Here is a 16,713-nt window from a genome sequence, read left to right on the forward strand (position 1 = left end):
GTTTAACGCTGCTTATACACCTGCAACAGGCGGGTTGTGGTCGACGGATGTGGTACATAATCCATCACGTCTTTACGCACGACGACCGAATCAACCATTTGGGAAATCGGCAAAATGGCTGGGAATAGCGCGTCATAACGCTGCTGAACTTCAATGTACATCTGCTTCTGTTTAGCCGGATCTTTCTCGATTAACGCGTTGTCGATCAGCGAGTTGAGTTGTTGATCATAGAATGAAGTGCGCCAACCCTGGAAGTTGGTCAGTTTGGCGGCATCGCTGTTATCGGGGTTATAGGCAATGGAACGCAAACTGGAGTGCGGGTGCGGATCGACACCACCACCACCACGGCCCACCAGCATATCGAACTGACGATCACGCATTGCGCCATACACCTGATTACCGGTGCCCGTCAGAATTTTGGCCTGAATCCCTGCCTGTGCCAGTGTCGATTGAACCGAGGTGGCGACATTAATAAACGGCGGATCAGACAATACCCGCAGGGTGGTGGTGAAACCGTCGGGATAGCCGGCTTCTGCTAACAATGCTTTAGCTCTAGCCACATCCAACTTGTAGCCGGGATCCGGTAGCGTGACATCCATACCCTTCTGGATTGGCCGTTGATGGAAGATGCCATAACCCGGCATAATCGTTTTATTAATACCATCATAATCAACCAGGTAGCGCACCGCTTCCCGTACTTTAGGGTTAGCGAAATGCGGCTCTTTCAGGCTCATCGCGACATAATAAATAGTGCCGCGCTGGACCTCATCAACCTGGATTTGCGGGTTACTTTTCAGCGCATTGATATCCGGTACCGACATCCCGCTGGCGATATCAATATCGCCCTTTTCAATCATTAAGCGCAGCGCCTGCGACTCAGTCATGTGGCGGAATATCACCCGCTTCATTTTGGCGTCACCTTGCCAGTAATTATCTACCCGGCTGATACGTAACACATCTTTTGCCTGCCAAACATCCAGTTTGAATGGGCCGGAGCCAGCTTCATTGGTGGTCAGCCAGCCATTACCCCAGTCACCGTTTTTCTCATGCTGCATGACGGTGGCGCGATCAAGGATCGATCCACTGCCTAAAGTACCTAATGAATAAATTACCAGCTTGGGATCGGTGGGTTTCGGTAACTCAATTTCGACCGTCAGTGGATCTTTGGCGCGGATCAATTGCTCCACGTTATCGGCGGTAAAACCGTAGGATTTCCAGGTGGTGGCCTGTGCCAGATTCAGATGCATCAAGCGGTTCATCGACCAGGCAAAATCTGCCGCCGTCACGGGATTGCCGGAGTGAAACTTCATACCCTCACGCAACGTAAAGGTGATCAACTTGCCGTCGTCACTGATTTTCCACTCGGTGGCAGCGCCGGGCAGTACCTTACTGGGAGTGTGTGGATCCAGTTCCACCAAAGAGTCGTACAGGTTAACAATGATAGCGACAGCATCATTGCCGGTCATGGCTGCCGGATCGAGCGACAGCAGGTTATTCATATTCATGCCAACAATCAGTTGGTCATCGGGTGTTTTAGCGACACTGACGCCGGTCGACGTCAGGGTGATCAGTAGGGTAAGGAGGAGTGTTCTTACTATTATTATCGCGTTCATGGACCATCTCCGGTAAGAAAAGGCTAGATCTGAATGCTTGTTTTTATAGGTCGATACAATAGAGTTATCCCCAAAGTGATTGGAGTCGCAGGTAGGCAGCTCGCACTGCCGCGGCTTCAAGCACTAAGGGTATTGGCGGCGATATAATCGAAATTAATATCTTCGCCCAAGCCTGCTCTCGTCGGCAGAGAGACATAGCCATCACTGTCCATCGGGTCAATGATGCTGTTGAGATACGCGGCAGGCTCGTCATAATCCAGGAATGGATGCAACAACCCACGCTCATACCAACGACAGTTACGGATTGCACCGACTACCGCCAGATTCGGCGCACCATTGCCGTGGATTTCACAATCCATGCCGAACGATTCCGCCAGATGAGCCACTTTCAGACAAGGTGTGATACCGCCCACGCCTTGGACGCCAGCGCGTAAAATATCGCAGGCACCGGCCTTCACCCAATCAGCACGGCTAAAGTATTTACCGGCCAGACTTTCAGGTCCGATAATGTCAATTTGCAGGTTTTCCCGCAGCCAGCAGTAAGAGGCCATGCTCTGCTCTTCCATCGGCTCTTCGAACCAACTGAAATTAAGTTTTTGCAGTTCGCGACCAATATAGAGGGCATCACTGCGGCTGTACCAATGGTAGCCATCCAGCATCAGAGCAATATCCGGGCCGACGGCTTCACGCACCGCCGCACAAGCACGAACATCCATCTGCGGACTTGGCGCAAAAGAGACTGGCGGCATCCAGGTATGCAGCTTAATCCCCTTATAGCCACGGGCGACCAGTTGCTCGGCAAAACGCGCATACTCATCCGGGGTCGACAATCCATCAGCTAACTCATCACCACACATGGTGCTACCGTAAGCCAATACTTTGTCGCGATATCCGCCCAGCAATTTATAGACTGGCTGACCCAGTTTGCGCCCCAACAAATCCCAAATGGCTTGCTCGGCAATGGCCAGCGCCCGGTCGGTTAACTGATTGGCACTGCCGCGCTGCCAATGCACCAGATCATTCCATAACCGTTCGCGGTCAAACGGGTTTTGCCCAATCAGAACTTTTTTAAAGAAGCTATTGACGATGTGCGGGCGAATCACTTCCGGTGGTGCAAATGCATAACCGCAATCACCTTCGTCAGTGGTCAGCGTCAGCATGGCCATTTTGGCTAAGGACTCTGCGCCTGGATGCGAGTGCCCTGCGGTATCAGAAACACGTCGGGTCGGATAAGAAAAAACGGTTACATCTACTGATATTATTTTCACCTGATTACCTGCCTTTATAATTCATTGAGTCTCTGGTCAGTTAACGCAGTAAACCCCTATTTTTTATGATGATTTAACTCACTTAAAATAATAAAACATCGGATCTATTTAAATGGAATATCATTTCACCTTACCAGTATTGAAGATAACCCTGCATTAGTCATTAGGAGATTGGCTGCAAAATTGGCAATAAAGACGTGTTTTTTTAGGCAACTGCACAAATTATTGTGAGCAGCATCACGATGACGGGTCGGGAAAGGCCGATAGGGGGATATATTCCGCGTCAATAACGAGTATTCCCCCCGCAATACCGGCTGGATGTTGAGGGGCTATTATCCATTTGGTAACGGATATCTTCGCCATGAATAGCCAATAGCCCAAACTAAATTGAATTCGCCGATAGTGATAAGAATAATCTTGTAAGTTACTGGTAAAAAATGAGTTTATGATAAAAGATATTGCTTAAAAATAAGGCCTCAGGCTATGCTCATCCCACTTATAACTAAATGTAACAGAGCGTTATACCCAAAGAAGTTGTAGTTGCAGGTGAGCGGTAGATGAAGGGAAAATCGGTTATGAACTGATTTGAACAGCATGTATGCCATGCCCGTAGGGTGAATCTCAAAAGGCTCATTAATCCAGTTCAACTTACGTCAGTAAGCCATTCGGGTGAGTGAACGTCGCTAATACACCTATAACTACAAGTAAAGGGGTATACAGGGGAAGTTAGCATGGATCGTCGTACACTTTTAAAATCATCCGGTCTATTACTGGGCGGATTAACACTGGGTAACTTTATTTCAACGGCTCAGGCCAAAAGTTCTAAGATAAACGCACAACCGCTGATCCCTACTGAACAGCAGCCACTGCTGTTGAATTTTAATGAAAACTCGTTAGGAGTGTCACCCAAAGCGCATCAGGCGATTATCGCCGCGTTGCCGACTGCATTTCGCTACCCCGATGCTGCCCGCGAACAATTGATTGCTAATATCGCCACACAATACCAACTCAAAACTGAGAATATCTCGCTGGGGAATGGCTCATCAGAGACGATTCAGGCAGTCATTCAAGCGGTTATCCGCCAGGCTGAACTTGCGAATACACCAATCCAGCTCGTGGTGCCGGACCCTACATTTAACTACGCCGAACTCTATGCCAAGCCTTTTGGCATTCCCATTGAGAAAGTCGTTCTGACCAAAGAAATGGCATTTGACCTGCCTGTAATGCAGCAGAAAGTCGCCAGCTTCAAAGGGCGTTCAATCGTCTATCTGTGTAATCCGAATAACCCTACCGCGACCATTACCCCGGCAAACCTTATTGAAGCCTGGATTAAAAATGCCTCACCGGAAACCTTGTTTATCATCGACGAGGCTTATGCCGAGTTTGTCAGCGATCCTGCATTTCGCAGTGCTATCGGGCTGGTTCAAGCCGGCCACAAAAATCTGTTGGTTACTCGGACATTCTCCAAAATTTACGCGCTAGCGGGCCTTCGGGTAGGTTATGGTATCGCGCATCCAGAACTGATAGCCGCGGTGGAAAACTTTGTTTCGCTGGATAACACCAATACCGCCGGCGCAGCGGCGGCTTTAGCCTCGTTGCAAGACAAAGCCTTTGTACAATACAGCCGCCAGTCAGCCGATCAGGCGCGTCGAATTGTTACTCAGACCCTGGACGAACTGAAATTATCCTATGTTCCGTCGCAGGCGAACTTTGTTTTTCATCAGGTGAACGGGGATGTGAAAACCTATCAAAACCGCATGAAACAATATCACGTGTTTGTCGGGCGTGAATTTCCCCCCGCGGTGGGTTGGAACCGCCTCACGTTAGGGACGCCGGAAGAGATGATGGCCTTTGTCTCGGTGCTAAAAATGTTCCGCACCAAGGGTTGGGTGTAACCGCCGTTATCCTGTGTCGACTTACGATATGTCGACCTACGATATAAAGGGGGGCTGGCCCCCCGATTACCCGACAAATACGTGGATAACAACACCGCGAAAAGTGGGATTTTGCCCGCCATCCATACCAAATTCAGGATGGGATCAGGCCAAGTGCATTTGAACAGGCAACCTGAATTAGGCGGTCAATCCGCCGTCCAATACCAGTGTTTGCCCGGTCATATAGCGGCTGTCATTGCCTATCATAAAAGCACTGACACGGGCGACTTCTTGCGCATCACCTAAACGCCGTAGTGGTATCTGTTTACGCAAGCCTTTTAAGGCATCGGCAGGCATCGCGCGCGTCATATCGCTGTCGATTATCCCCGGCAGCAGGCAATTAACCCGGATACCAAAACGTCCCATCTCCAGCGCCAATGAGCGGCCAAGGCCAATCATTGCGGCTTTACTGGCACCATATGCGCTCTGCCCGACATTGCCTTTGCTAGCGGTTACCGACGACATCAGCAAAACTGCGCCCTCGCCCTGCATGATCATCGGCGGCAATAGGTGCTTATTCCAATAGAAGATAGCGTTCAAATTGGTGTTCATCACATTGCGCCAGTTATCGCCATTTTGCTGAATATGCAGGCCATCACCAGTAATACCCGCATTATGGATTACCGCGCCGGGCGCACCATACTTCGCCAGCAGTTGTGGCGCGAGGTGGTCGACATCCGCTTCGTCGCTACCATCACAACGATAGTGGGTTACCCAGCCGGGCAGGCCCGCACAGCTTGCTATCACATCGTGACTCTGTTGCTCACCGCTGCGCCAGGTAAAGACCACATTCCACTCTTTGGCCAGTTCTTCGACCAAAGCACGGCCAATACCACGACTGCCACCGGTAATTAATACCCATTGCCTACTCATAATATTATTTCTTCTGTTCTGCCAACTTCTGGCAAAGCTCGCCTAAAGTCATATCTGGATTTTCCATAAACATTTCCGCATTCAGCGTCGCCCCGAATTCGCGCTTTGCCAGCACCATCAGTTCGACATAATCAAGGCTGTCGAGTTTTAGCTGATGCAGCGGCATATCCGGTGACAATGCCGACATTTCCAGATCTTTGGCGTCAGATAACATTTCACAAACGGTGTCATAGACGTGTTGATACTTTTCCATGGTCTTATCCTTATTTAGTGCGCGGCTAATGGCCACGTTTTTAATGTTACAGCGGTGGTAATTAATGCCCCAGCATCTAAGCGGGCCTGAATAGCGGCGCGCAATACCCACCCATCATCGGCATTACCGACAATAAGTGTTGGCTCGATGCTGTAGCGCAATGCGCCACGGACAAATAAATTTGGGTTATTGACGCCCATAAATTCAGCACTGAAATGCACGTCATGGTGAGTCTGGATGACTGGCACATGCTTAAAGACATCAATCAAGGTGTCAGCCTGAATGCCCGGTAACACCTGTTTAGCGGTGGCCAGTGTTTGTGGGGCGGCGACTAATAATTTAAACAGCAATGCATCGAAAAACCCCCAACATTCAGCGGGTTGCGTAGCATCTCCTGGATACTGTTGACTTAACTGATGAAGGTTATCCGCCGAGAGGACCGACCAATGCTCGCTTTCTGACAATACCAACGCCGGTGCGCTGCGCAATTTGCTGTTAAAACAGTTTTCGCCGCTGCCAATATCCACCAGATTGCCACTGGCTTGCCCTGCCCCTTGCTCGAGTTGCAGGTAGTAGGGGGTGTTGCACAGAACCGGCTGACGTAAACGGGTGTTAAAACGCAGAAAATCCGTTGCAGGCAAGCAGGGTAATAACCCAGCACTGAGCTGATATTTGATATCTAACATCGCACGCATACCATGTACGGTAAGTGCCTGTTGGCCGAACCGTTGTGCATGTTGCAGATCAAAATGGATCGGATTGTAATCGCCGGAAAACGCAGCCCAACGCTGTGCATCACTGAGGGTGTAGTTGAATATCATGCTCAATCCAGCCCGATAACCAAGGCGGCATTGGCGCCACCAAAACCGAAACTCAGGTTTAGGGTATTGCGCAGTACTTTAGGTCGATGCCCCTCGCTGATGTAATCAAGATCGCACTGTGGATCAGCATTTTTCAAATTACAGGTGGCGGGCATTATCTGATGCTCAAGCGCTTGCAGACAGATAATGGATTCAAAACTGCCCGCCGCCGCAATTAGATGGCCGGAATAAGATTTGGTGCTGGACAATGGCGTGGTATAAGCCGCATCGCCAAAGGCCTGTTTAATGGCCTGAGTCTCATTGAGGTCGTTAAGCTGGGTCGAGGTGCCGTGCAAGTTCACATAATCAATCTCATCAGCACTCAAACCGGCCTGTTGCAAGGCGTGACGGATAGTCTTCACCCGCGCCACCCGATCTTCCGCCGGTGCGGTGAAATCAAATGCATCAGAGTAGTTACCGTAACCTTTGATCTCACCGAGGATGGTCGCACCGCGTGCAATCGCACCTTCTCGTTCTTCCAGGCACAGTACTGCCGCACCTTCAGACAGCACAAAGCCGTTGCGATCCAAACTAAACGGGCAACTGGCTTTGGTGATATCGTCTTGCTCGCGCGCCAGTGCACCCAGAATATCGATATTCCATACTGCGGCATCGCTGCGCAATGATTCACCCGCCCCTGCCAGCATCATTGACGCCCGACCACTACGGATAATTTCAAATGCATCACCGATGGCTATGGTCCCGGTAGCGCAGGCAGCAATCGGGGAGTTCTGATAGCCGCGTAACCCCCAGTACAGGCTGCACGCCGCAGTGCCCGCATTAGGCATTGAGAGGAAGCAGCCAAAAGGCGTACCCAGCCCGGTTGCCAGATAACCTTCATAGTTATCATGTGTTTCATCCTGCCCCGCCCAACCGCTACCAATGATGGTTCCGCAGTCCAACAAGTCATAATGAGCCTCGGGAGATTGCTCGGCGAAGGCCATCCCCATCGCCTCTTTCGCTGCCGCCAGTACCAAACGGGCATAACGCGGTAGGCGGCGGCGGATAGCCGCAGGCACTGATTTCAGATTCGGCTCAGCATCAAGCAAACCAAAAAAGCGCGACTTGATACCCTGCTCAGATTTATCGTAATAACGATAACCCAATTGATAGTCCATAATCGCCGCCCAGCTCTGCTGTGCCGTCATGCCCATCGGGGTCACGCTGCCATAGCCGGTTACCACCACGCGGCGCTGTTTATTTGTATTTGTCATGATTTAATTCCTTTACTTTCCCTGCTGTTATCAACACCACCCCCTAGTGCCAACCACAGTTTCATGGTGGCATTTAGGTAGTTATATTGAAGTTCGAGCAAATTGGTTTCACTGGTCAGCAGGGCATCCTGCGCATCCAGTAAGGTCTGAAATGAGACGGCACCGGCTTGATATTGGCTGTTGGTCAGGATTAACCGACGTTGGCTGAGTTGCAGGTTTTGCCACTGATTCTGTTTTTGTTGCTGATAGCTCAGCCGTGCCGTCATCGCGTCATCGACATCTTTCAAGGCGCTATATACCTTGCTGCGAAAATCAACGGCCGCCAATTTCACTTCCAGCTTTGACTGCTCGATGGTGAGCTGCACAGTGTTCCACTGGAGGAAAGGCAGTGCGCTGTTGACACTGAGTGTCCGGCTCGGGTTGCTAAACCATTGTGAAAACACCGCGCTGCCGGCATCTAAACTCGCTCCTAGCGAAAGGGTCGGGTAGAAATTCAGCTTGGCGACATCAGATCCGGCCAAGGCTGCACGCAAGCGCCATTCGGCAGCCTGCACATCAGGCCGTTGAGCAATCACCTGTAACGGTAAACTTTCCGCTATCGCAACTTGCTGTTGTAAATCCAATGACTTGCGTTCGGCCTGACGATAATCAGGCGCGCGGTTAAACAGCAGTGCCATGGCATTACGTGCAGCTTCCCGCAGTTGTTCGAGATTTTGATACTGATTTTGTCTATCCAGCAGGGCTTGTTGTGCCTGCAATAGTTCAATTTCACTGGCATCCCCCGCCGCCAGACGCGAGCGCACAATGTTGAGCGTATCTTGCGAAATAGCCAACGCCGCCTGTTGGTAGCCCAACTGCTGGTTAAATTTAGCAATCTGCCAATAGAGATCCGCAGTGGTCCCAATCAGTGACAGCGCAGTTTCTTGTCGATCCTGTTCGGTCGCATTGACCAGCCAGGCAGATTGCTCACGGGCGCGGGCCAGTTTGCCCCACAAATCCAGCTCGTAACTCAGACCAAGCGAGGTGCTATAGCTTTCTCGCGGCTGGGTATTTTCATTCAACGAACGGGTATTACTGCCCGCACCGGTCATGGTGATATCCGGTGTCAAATTGGTATTGGTCAGCCCTGCCGTCAGGCGCGCCTGCTGTAATTTCAGGCCAGCAGCAGCTAAGTCATTATTACTGACCAACATGCGACTGATGCTGTCAGACAGTTGTGGATCATCGAAATTTTCCCACCAGTGCACACTGTGATGCAGGTAACCCCCGCCGGTATCTTTAACCCGCCACTCCTCGGGAACCGACAGCATGGGGCGCTGATAATCGCTTTTCAGTAATGAACCGCAGCCGGTTAACAGCAGCATGATAAGTCCTACATTAATCAGTCTGCTCATTCTCGTGCCAGTGCCTCGGTTGGGTGCAAACGGGCGGCATTGCGCGCCGGGAAAAAACCAAACCCTAGCCCGATAAGCGCAGAGAAACTGCACGCCAGCACTAACGGCGGCCAGGTGAAAATTAGGGTAAATTCTTGGGTAACCCACGAGAAAATCACCCCCGCCAGTGCCGAACCGATAATCCCAATCAAGCCGCCGAGAGTACAGATAACCACCGCCTCAATCAGAAACTGGATCATGATGTCGCTGGGGCGAGCACCAACTGACAAGCGAATACCAATTTCATGGGTCCGTTCAGTCACCGACACCAGCATAATATTCATCACCCCGACCCCCCCCACCAGCAACGAAATCGCGGCAATGGAGGTGATTAACAATGTCATCGAATCAGAGGTTTTCTGAATCGCGTTGCTCATCTGGTCATTGCTCAGAATGAAAAAGTCCCGCTGGCCGTGGGCCATATCCAGCAGCGTTTCAACCTCGCGCTGCACCTCATTCAGGTTGTAACCCTCACGTACCCGCACGGTGATTGATTCGAGTGGAATATCACCTGAAATGCGCTCGGTGAGTGAGGTATAAGGCATCCAAGCGGCCAATAACCCGCCAAATGACGAACCATTACGCTTGGCGACCCCGATCACCCGCAGAGGAATACCATCGAGTTGAACAATTTCGCCAATCGGATTTTCCCCGACAGCAAACAGGGTGTCACTGAGCTCAGGTTGCAAGATAACCACCGGCTCACGCGCATTGACGTGGTGCTGGGTAAAACCATCACCCACAGTAAAACTCAGCCCTTTTACTTGAAAGAAACCGTTACTGACCCCAGAGAGCGAAATCATCACTTGTTTGTCGCCACGCACCGCGGCAACCATCTTGCTCACCACCGGTGACAAGCTATCGACATAGGGTTGTTGGCTAAGTAATGCCACATCTGCCTGCGTGAGTGCGCGCTCAAAATCAGGGCGCGGTTTATCCCAGCCCAATCCGGGACGAATATCCAGATTACTGGTACCCAGTTGACTGATTTCACTTAGAATTTCTTGACGCGCACCTTCGCCCACCGCCATGGAAGAGACCACCGATGAGATGCCGATAATGATGCCCAACATCGATAAGAAAGCACGGATGCGATGCCCGAGCAGTGAGCGCCAGGCCATTTTGATAGCTTCCCTGACACTCAACCACCAGTGTGGCCGACCCGTTGCCAGTGTGGCGGGTAACGCGGCGTGAACAGCCTCTGTCTCAGATGCCTCATTATGGCGATCAGCAATGATTTCACCGTCGCTTATCTCAATAATGCGCTGGGCCTGATTAGCGATATTACGATCATGGGTCACGATAATAATGGTGTGGCCGGACTGATGCAGGCCATGCAATATTCCCATCAACTCTTGCCCACTGGCTCTGTCGAGCGCACCGGTCGGCTCATCGGCCAAAATAATACCGGCACCATTCATCAGAGCGCGAGCAATACTGACACGCTGCTGTTGCCCGCCCGAGAGCTGTGCTGGTTTGTGTAACAGATGCTGACCAAGACCTAAGCGGCGCAATAAATAGGTCGCACGCTCCTGACGCTCAGCAGATGGCATAGCAGTGTAAAGTGCCGGAATGACCACATTCTCCGTTGCCGTCAGATATGGCATCAGGTGGTAGCGCTGAAAAATAAAACCGATGTACTGGCTTCTTAATTGCGCCAGTTGCTCACTGCTGGCCTGCCGGGTAGAGATGTTATGAATCGACATCTCCCCCTGTGTTGGCTTATCAAGACAACCAATGATATTCATTAGCGTCGATTTACCTGACCCGGAAGCACCGATGATCGCCACCATTTCGCCGCTACCAATAGACAGCGAGATATCTTTAAGGACCGCGACCGATTGGCTACCCGACGCAAAATGGCGATAAATGCCATTAAGTTCGATCAACGGACATGGAGAATCAACGGTATTAGCGCGCATTGGTGACTCCCGAAGGTGCACCCATTAGCACCACCTGATCACCTGGCTGTAATCCTTCTTTTACTTCGGCATATTGATCATTACGCAGACCGAGCAATACCTCACGAACCACCGTTTGTTTGCCTTGGATGACCTGAACCTGATAGCGTTTATCTGACTGTTGACTCCCCAGCGCTGACAGCGGTACTCGCAACACATTTTTCGCCTGCGCGGTGATAATGAATACCTGCGCCGTCATTGATGTGCGCAATAGTCGCTCACGGTTGGCAATGCTGAATATGCCGTTGTAATAGACGGCAGAAGGTTGCTGACTGTTAGATGTGCCGGAACTCTCTTCGCGTAAGCTTTCTGCCGACGCTTCCTGAATAGCATCCATCCGGCTCTCATAGCGGCGCTCGGGGTCAGCGACCACATAGAACCATAGCGGCTGCCCAACGCTGACTTTGAGAATATCGGTTTCTGAAATACGGGTGTGAACCGTCATGGTATCGACATTCGCCAGCACCAAAATTGTCGGCACAGTTTGCGAGGAAACAATGGTTTGCCCCTCTTTGGTGACAATCCCCAGTACTTCGCCGTCAATCGGCGCCATGATGCGGGTAAAACCCAGATTGGCTTTGGCGGTTTGCAGTGACATTTGGCTTTGCACAATTTGCGCTTCGTTAACGTGCAATTGTGCTAACTGGCTGTCGTATTGCGCCTGCGCTTTTTCTAGCGCACTTTTCACACCAGAACCTTCCGTCGCCAAAGTCTGTTGACGGCGAAATTCAAGTAGATATTGGCGTAACAACGCTTGGCTCGCCTGCTTTTGTGCCTGCGCGCTCTGTAATTCAGCTTCCGATTTACGTAACTCGTTTTGCTGCAAGGTCGGGTCTATTTCAGCTAACAATTGGCCACGAGTGACGCGATCGCCCTGTTTAACATAGAGTTTGGTTAGCTGTCCGTTGACCTGTGCGCCAACATTCACCTGCAATGAGGGTTTTAAGCTGCCGGTTGCCATGACGTTTCGTTCGATATCACCGCGACCAATAGTTTCGGTTAATTGCGGTACGTCCTGCTCGCTATTAGATAACCACAGCACTACCCCACCGCCGATAACTAACAGCAGTGTAATAAGCAGGATCAGGAGTAACCGTGGTCTGTTGTTCACTATGTTTATACGCATGATTAACCTGCAACCGGTGTCAGGCGGCTTAATGCCGCAGATTGCGCAAAACGCGCCAACTGACCGTCATTTAAGCGGAAAACACTGTCAAACATGGGTAAGACACTTTCACTGTGTGTCACGGTGATCAGTGTTTTCTGATATTCCCGGCAATGTGCCAATAAGGTCTGCATCACCTGATGGGCGGTGTCTTCATCCAGATTGGCTGTAGGTTCATCTAACACCAATACCGGGCAATCGCTGTACATCGCTCTGGCCAGCAATAACCGCTGACGCTGGCCTAAAGAGAGTGCGGCATGGCTTTCACGTACCAAAGCGCTGAGGCCACCGGGCAACTTATCGATAACCGGGGTTAATTGCAGCCCTTGGAGTGAACGTTCAATACGTTGACGTTTTTCAGCATCGACATGCCCATCAAACAAAGTGATGTTTTGTAATACCGAGGCATTAAACAGGATATCTTCCTGGCTTTGCAGGAAGAACAAGGCATGGGCCTGCTGAAAATCTACCGGCTCCCCATCCACCAATACCTGCCCTTGCTGTGGTGGCATCAACCCCGCCATCACTTTCAACAAAGTACTTTTGCCCGCACCAGATTCCCCGATGATCGCCACACTTTGCCCGCGCGTCAGTGACAGCGACAAATTGCGCAATACCGGCTGACTGGCGTCATAGGCAAAACGGATATTCTGATAGACCAATTGGCGGGTAAATGCCGGGATCGCCTGCGGAATCGGTGAACTGCTGGTTGAGGGTGTTGCCTGCCCGGCAGGAAACAGATCACGGGCACGGATATCAATGACATGCAGTTGGTTTTTCTGCAAAATCGCATAGAAGATCTTGGTGATATACGAGGTAAAGATCTCACGGACAAAGCTATAGGCAAAGAATTCCCCCAAACTCAGCGTCCCCTGCTTCAACAACGGCAACGCCAGCAGCATAAAGAACACCATTTCCAGGCTGCCGATTAGTTGATACAGACTATTTTTGACCTGATCGTAAATTTTCTTCTTCTGTAACGCACTGAATAATGAAAGTGCCAGACCGGCAAACACCCCTTGGCGTTGACTGGCCAAACCGGCTGATTTAATAGTGGAAAATCCCTGAATGGTTTCCAGAATAAAATCACTTTGCTCAGCACCTTTTACTTGTAACTGTTGGGTGTAATAACGGTCACGGTAGATGGCCCAAATACTGATAAGCCCCATCAGCATCACGCCGACGGCAGAAACCATCGCCAGCACCGGACTCATATAGCACATCACCGCCAGCGCAATAGCACCAATTATCCAGTCGGTACGCAGGCCGTTATCCAGTTCTATTTTTTGCGTAGCCGCCATTTGCCAGTTGGAGAAGCGGCTGAAAATATCACCCGGTGCGCGTTTATCAAAAAAGTTAAGCGAATGACTGAGCAAACGGGAGAAGCCGGCAACACTATTTAGCACCACAAAGTGTTTGATATAACGCTCAGTGATGTATCGCACGCAAAAAGCAAGTGACGTTGAGACCACAAAAGCCAATAGGAAATAGAAATAGGGGAAGTCTTTATCACCCGCGGAAGAAAATACGTCATTAATGGCGCTACTGACCATGGTCGGCATGATAAACAGTGTCAGCGAGATCAAAAATGCCAACGTCATCAGCCAGTAGATGCCACGAACACTGGCGGTCTCTTTCAAGCTCATGCAGTCCAGTGCGCTTAATCGCGTACTGTGTTCAATTTTCTTCACCGCCTCTGGGTCTGCCGGTGTTTCTGGATCCAACACCAAGGCATAACCGCTAATTTCCGCTTTCAAAGCCTCCATTGGCAACAACTGCTGACCGATTGCCGGATTCATCACACAGACATAGTTGCCTTTACGGTAAGCAAGTAACACGTAGTGGTTCGCGCCATAATGCAGAATGGCGGGCAGCGGTAAGGCAGACAGCTCCTGATGTTCAAACACCACAGGGTAAGCGGGTATCGCCAATTCAGATAAAATAGTACAAAGCGTAGCCAATGACGTGCCATGCGCCGAGGCAGGATAACGCTCCCGTAAGCTTTCCAACGGCGCGTTGATGCCTTGCGTCTGTGCCAGCATCGCAATACAGGCTAAACCGCATTCATTGGTTTCGCTTTGAAAAACTTGGGTCGGGATTATCTTTTCCATTTTCTACTATTCTTTATGAGTGCCATTATTCGTTAATAAAAAATAACGAATGTGAGTGCCATAACAGCCAATCTTGCGGATGTTGCGTCATTGATGTTTCAATCAATTCGGGTAATTTACTTTTCACTTCTCGCGCGCTAAGTGCAGGATAAATATTTATTTTTATTTCTTTGTCGTAGTACAGATAATAAAAAACCACCTGCGCTGAAAGTGCTCTGGCAAGGCGAATAATGCCACTGTGTAAATTGGCTGGGCGGTTGAACAATTGGCAGGGTATTTTTGCCGTTTCAGCCATCTGGTTATTGACGGTGTAATCCGGCGTAATATCCGGGAAAATCATAATATTGCGCTTATGCTCGGCCGCTTCCATGATGCCTTCCATCAGGTTACCGGCGATTGCACGGCTGTCAGCATGGATGGAACAATAGGAAATATTCACCCCGCCCATCTGCCGCGCCTGCTCTTCATACGCCTCGGCACTGGCTGATACCACCACGGTCGCCTGCCCCGGATAAGCATTAGCCCCCACCATGCCGGCGAGCACATCAGAAACCATATGCAGCGGCGCTAAAATAACCGGTGAACCGGCCTCATGCAGTGCACGAACCTGGCTATCTAACTGCTGAGTACATGCTGCTAACTGAGCTAAAACCCGCCGGTTTTGGCCATAAGTCGCCGCCAGCTCCAATACCTGACGGCGCTGGGCGGTACGCATAAAATTCTGTGCTGATGGACTATTGTCACCATTCAATAAACACTGGCTGTTGGCCGCCGCCACTCGCGCCAGATTCTTCTGTCGCTTTGGCATCAAGCCTAAAGCCCGGCGCAAAGCACCGAGCATCAGTAAGAAACGATAATCACCGTGCCGTAACAGCCAGCAAGCCAGCCTGGCCTGCCCGCGGGTAAGTAACCGCCCACTCAAAGCCAGCTTATCGAGCTGGTTTCTCCAGGCGAAATAGCTCCATACGGCTAACAGTCTCATTATTTCTCCAGCGCCTTATCGTGCTCGAGTAATGACAAGAGATGATCCGAGAACGCAGGGAATTCCCTGTCCTGCAACGCTATCCATTTTTTGCCGACAATAAAGCTCGGGGTGGCGTCTATCTTGTAATGCGCAGTCACTGCCGTCATATAGGCGAGTAACTCTTTCACTTCAGCGGATTGGCTGACTTGCTGATATTTGGCGACATCAATGCCATTGGCTTTTAGCCAGGTTTCGAGCTGGCTGTTATCACTCAGGTCAATGTTGTCTTCCAGTACCGCTTTGTATGCGTTTTGGCGGTGCTGCGGCTCAATACCCATGACGGATAAAGTGGCGAAAATAGGTGCAAAACGCCCCAAACCGGTAGTTTTATCACTGCTGATATGCAGGCGGATAAAACGCGTCCCTTCTGGCATGCGGTTTTCTAATTGGGTGACATTCTCTTCATTGATGGCGCAGTAATGGCAGCCATAAGAGAAAATCTCGATAATGCTTTTATCGTCTTTGATTGGGCTATTTTCAATGTCGCTGCTACTGACAGCGAACAAGCTTTCCTGCGCATCCTGATTGAGGACGAAATAGTGGAAATAGGCGGTTGTTATCAATGAAGAAATAAGGATAACCAACAGTGTGTAGCCTATAAAGAATCCCTTACTCCTAAACATATTTTTTTCAGTAGACATAGTTAGTTCTATTCACAATCAGAGTTCAGGTAAGACATAAACAGAGTAAAATGACATTTATGTCCGAGAAATGAATTTTCTAATATTCAGTTAATACGAAAATTCTTGAATTTAAGTATCGATGGTAGTTTTAAAAAATCAGGCAAGTACAGAAATCCCTCCCGCACTTGCCTGGGATACTATTAAATATCGATAAAAATTAACGAATACTTAATTTATATCTTATTTGCAGTTAGCAATGTTGGTAGCTGTAGCAGTACGGCTAGTTACTTTACCGTGCTTGTCAGTACAAGTAGTAATAGCCTGGCAAGTCAAAGTAGTACTACCTGACAGCCACTCATAAGTATCTTTACAAGTTACACC

14 protein-coding genes are annotated in these 16,713 nt (G+C 50.1%); 1 reads left to right on the forward strand and 13 read right to left on the reverse strand.

Features of this window, described 5'->3' with window-relative positions:
• Positions 1 to 2: 2 nt before the first annotated feature.
• Both V1952_RS02870 and V1952_RS02875 read right to left on the reverse strand, forming a co-directional pair.
• Entirely contained in the window at positions 3 to 1,505 is a 1,503-nt protein-coding gene (locus V1952_RS02870) for an ABC transporter substrate-binding protein (protein ID WP_372559828.1), read from the reverse strand.
• A gap of 224 nt (positions 1,506 to 1,729) precedes the next feature.
• On the reverse strand, positions 1,730 to 2,881 hold the full coding sequence (locus V1952_RS02875) for a mandelate racemase family protein (protein ID WP_372558083.1): 1,152 nt from the start codon (positions 2,879 to 2,881) through the stop codon (positions 1,730 to 1,732).
• A gap of 731 nt (positions 2,882 to 3,612) precedes the next feature.
• Between V1952_RS02875 and V1952_RS02880 the strand changes: the two genes are divergently transcribed.
• Positions 3,613 to 4,776: a pyridoxal phosphate-dependent aminotransferase gene (locus V1952_RS02880; protein WP_420074286.1), complete on the forward strand. Its 1,164-nt coding sequence runs from the start codon at positions 3,613 to 3,615 to the stop codon at positions 4,774 to 4,776.
• A 177-nt stretch (positions 4,777 to 4,953) separates the two neighbouring features.
• On the opposite strand, the gene V1952_RS02885 is transcribed toward V1952_RS02880, so the two are convergent.
• From V1952_RS02885 to V1952_RS02935, 11 genes are all read right to left on the reverse strand, one after another.
• Complete coding sequence (locus V1952_RS02885; RefSeq protein ID WP_372558081.1) at positions 4,954 to 5,688, reverse strand: SDR family NAD(P)-dependent oxidoreductase; 735 nt, start codon at positions 5,686 to 5,688, stop codon at positions 4,954 to 4,956.
• Positions 5,689 to 5,692: 4 nt separating this feature from the next.
• Positions 5,693 to 5,941, reverse strand: a complete 249-nt coding sequence (locus V1952_RS02890) for an acyl carrier protein (RefSeq protein WP_042568505.1) — start codon at positions 5,939 to 5,941, stop codon at positions 5,693 to 5,695.
• Positions 5,942 to 5,955: 14 nt separating this feature from the next.
• Complete coding sequence (locus V1952_RS02895; RefSeq protein ID WP_420074287.1) at positions 5,956 to 6,762, reverse strand: hypothetical protein; 807 nt, start codon at positions 6,760 to 6,762, stop codon at positions 5,956 to 5,958.
• Positions 6,763 to 6,764: 2 nt separating this feature from the next.
• The gene (locus V1952_RS02900; protein WP_372558079.1) at positions 6,765 to 8,015 is read right to left on the reverse strand and encodes a beta-ketoacyl-[acyl-carrier-protein] synthase family protein; all 1,251 of its coding nucleotides are present in this window, start codon (positions 8,013 to 8,015) and stop codon (positions 6,765 to 6,767) included.
• Positions 8,012 to 9,409 carry an efflux transporter outer membrane subunit gene (locus V1952_RS02905; protein ID WP_420074288.1) on the reverse strand — a complete coding sequence of 466 codons (1,398 nt, stop codon included), beginning with the start codon at positions 9,407 to 9,409 and terminating at the stop codon, positions 8,012 to 8,014. The genes V1952_RS02900 and V1952_RS02905 overlap by 4 nt, the downstream gene beginning before the upstream one ends.
• Positions 9,406 to 11,370, reverse strand: a complete 1,965-nt coding sequence (locus V1952_RS02910; protein ID WP_420074289.1) for an ABC transporter permease — start codon at positions 11,368 to 11,370, stop codon at positions 9,406 to 9,408. The genes V1952_RS02905 and V1952_RS02910 overlap by 4 nt, the downstream gene beginning before the upstream one ends.
• On the reverse strand, positions 11,360 to 12,535 hold the full coding sequence (locus tag V1952_RS02915; RefSeq protein WP_420071415.1) for an efflux RND transporter periplasmic adaptor subunit: 1,176 nt from the start codon (positions 12,533 to 12,535) through the stop codon (positions 11,360 to 11,362). The genes V1952_RS02910 and V1952_RS02915 overlap by 11 nt, the downstream gene beginning before the upstream one ends.
• Positions 12,536 to 12,537: 2 nt before the next feature.
• Positions 12,538 to 14,685 carry a peptidase domain-containing ABC transporter gene (locus V1952_RS02920; protein WP_420074290.1) on the reverse strand — a complete coding sequence of 716 codons (2,148 nt, stop codon included), beginning with the start codon at positions 14,683 to 14,685 and terminating at the stop codon, positions 12,538 to 12,540.
• A 25-nt stretch (positions 14,686 to 14,710) separates the two neighbouring features.
• Complete coding sequence (locus tag V1952_RS02925) at positions 14,711 to 15,667, reverse strand: ABC transporter (RefSeq protein ID WP_420074291.1); 957 nt, start codon at positions 15,665 to 15,667, stop codon at positions 14,711 to 14,713.
• Positions 15,667 to 16,293, reverse strand: coding sequence for a DsbA family protein (locus tag V1952_RS02930; protein ID WP_420074292.1), 627 nt, complete (start codon positions 16,291 to 16,293; stop codon positions 15,667 to 15,669). The genes V1952_RS02925 and V1952_RS02930 overlap by 1 nt, the downstream gene beginning before the upstream one ends.
• A gap of 279 nt (positions 16,294 to 16,572) precedes the next feature.
• The coding region (locus V1952_RS02935) for a DUF4762 domain-containing protein (RefSeq protein WP_420074293.1) at positions 16,573 to 16,713 on the reverse strand (141 nt) is incomplete at its 5' end.

This window comes from Yersinia sp. 2542 StPb PI (assembly GCF_048593855.1).
Classification (GTDB): Bacteria; Pseudomonadota; Gammaproteobacteria; order Enterobacterales; family Enterobacteriaceae; genus Yersinia; species Yersinia enterocolitica_E.

Excerpts from the sequence above, each read along its gene's own strand:
- V1952_RS02900 (WP_372558079.1), bottom strand. The coding sequence starts at position 8,015 with ATGACAAATACAAATAAACAGCGCCGCGTGGTGGTAACCGGCTATGGC.
- V1952_RS02920 (WP_420074290.1), bottom strand. The coding sequence starts at position 14,685 with ATGGAAAAGATAATCCCGACCCAAGTTTTTCAAAGCGAAACCAATGAA.
- V1952_RS02895 (WP_420074287.1), bottom strand. The coding sequence starts at position 6,762 with ATGATATTCAACTACACCCTCAGTGATGCACAGCGTTGGGCTGCGTTT.
- V1952_RS02880 (WP_420074286.1), top strand. The coding sequence starts at position 3,613 with ATGGATCGTCGTACACTTTTAAAATCATCCGGTCTATTACTGGGCGGA.
- V1952_RS02915 (WP_420071415.1), bottom strand. The coding sequence starts at position 12,535 with ATGCGTATAAACATAGTGAACAACAGACCACGGTTACTCCTGATCCTG.
- V1952_RS02885 (WP_372558081.1), bottom strand. The coding sequence starts at position 5,688 with ATGAGTAGGCAATGGGTATTAATTACCGGTGGCAGTCGTGGTATTGGC.
- V1952_RS02910 (WP_420074289.1), bottom strand. The coding sequence starts at position 11,370 with ATGCGCGCTAATACCGTTGATTCTCCATGTCCGTTGATCGAACTTAAT.
- V1952_RS02905 (WP_420074288.1), bottom strand. The coding sequence starts at position 9,409 with ATGAGCAGACTGATTAATGTAGGACTTATCATGCTGCTGTTAACCGGC.
- V1952_RS02890 (WP_042568505.1), bottom strand. The coding sequence starts at position 5,941 with ATGGAAAAGTATCAACACGTCTATGACACCGTTTGTGAAATGTTATCT.
- V1952_RS02925 (WP_420074291.1), bottom strand. The coding sequence starts at position 15,667 with ATGAGACTGTTAGCCGTATGGAGCTATTTCGCCTGGAGAAACCAGCTC.
- V1952_RS02870 (WP_372559828.1), bottom strand. The coding sequence starts at position 1,505 with ATGAATATGAATAACCTGCTGTCGCTCGATCCGGCAGCCATGACCGGC.